This window comes from Phyllobacterium sp. GQ127 (assembly GCF_059758635.1).
Genome location: NZ_JCAXDZ010000025.1, coordinates 1 through 1,202 on the forward strand (window position 1 = coordinate 1; position 1,202 = coordinate 1,202).

1 protein-coding gene is annotated in these 1,202 nt (G+C 59.7%); it reads right to left on the minus strand.

The features are described from left to right. On the minus strand, nt 1-1,202 hold a 1,202-nt coding region (locus tag AC6CHM_RS25095), incomplete at both ends, for an autotransporter outer membrane beta-barrel domain-containing protein (RefSeq protein ID WP_498176066.1).

Sequence of the window (1,202 nt, forward strand, 5' to 3'; positions counted from 1 at the left end):
GCTGGTGGCCTTGCCAATGCCGAAGTCCAATCCCGCCTCGATGAGAGCGGCATCCTTGGCAATGCCGGTGCCTTCAACCGTAAAGCCCTGCCCGCCGTTGAAGGCAAGGCTTGCCTGCGGCGTCACATCGCCAAAGCCATGGTTCCAGCCCAGCATGGCGCGTGCGGTCAGCGTGGTGCTTTCGCTTAAGGTGAACTGGCGCGAGGCACGCAGACCCAGCGTTGTCACCGTTAGATCGATGCTTGATGCTGCACCGGTCAGATTGCTGGTTGCGCCATCTTCGCCAAAGCCATCGGTTTTGACATGGACATGGCGTGCCGCCGCAAAGGGTTCGAGCGCCGCATAGGGCGTATCGAGCTGATAGCCGAGTTCCCCGAAGACCTGCACGGAACGCGCATCATAGGAAGCCTCATGCTCCTCATTCAGCCCGCCGAACGCGGCGCTCCGCTTGGTCTCGATCTCATGCTGGCCAAGATTGACGCCAAAGCGAAGCCCGAGCGCATCAAGCTTGGTGCCGCCATAGACACCCACCTGATAGTTCTCCACCGATGCCTTGCCATTGCCATGCAGCGATGTGCTGCCATAACCGGCCAGAACACCAAGCCGCCAGTTCTCGGCAATCACGCCGTCGAGGCCGGTGGCAAACCCGCCAGTGTTGCGGTTGTAAGCGGCAGCATTGCCATTGCCATCCGCATGCGCCCATGCGCCATAGGCCTCACCCCAAAGCGCCGTGGTGGCAGCGGCAGGTTCAACTGCAGCAAAGGCATTGCTCTGCTTTGCCTTGCCCTCAGAACCATAGGCCAATGGTGTGGTAACGGCCTGCGCCTTGCCTGCCACCCCGCCAAAGCCATTGCGCAAGCGCGAAGTCGCCGCATCGGAGATGAAGTGATTGTCCTGCGCCAGAACACCGGAAAGCGTGGCATGAACCTCGCCGGAAAGCGTATCAAAGTTGAGGGGATTGTCGCTGGTGGACTTTATCACCTGCTGAAGCAGTTCATTATTGCTTAACCCAAGCGATTGAATGCCGCTCCACGCACCTTTCTGGTTATGTGTTGCAACACCGACGGCCAGAAACTCCGGAGCCAGCATAGCTTCAATCCGCGCTTGCAGAAGCTGTGCCTTTAGCTTCTCGGCTACTTCGGCAAGCCGCAAGATTTCAGCCTCTGCATCCGCCTGCGCCCTGGCAATCGCCTCTGCCTCTG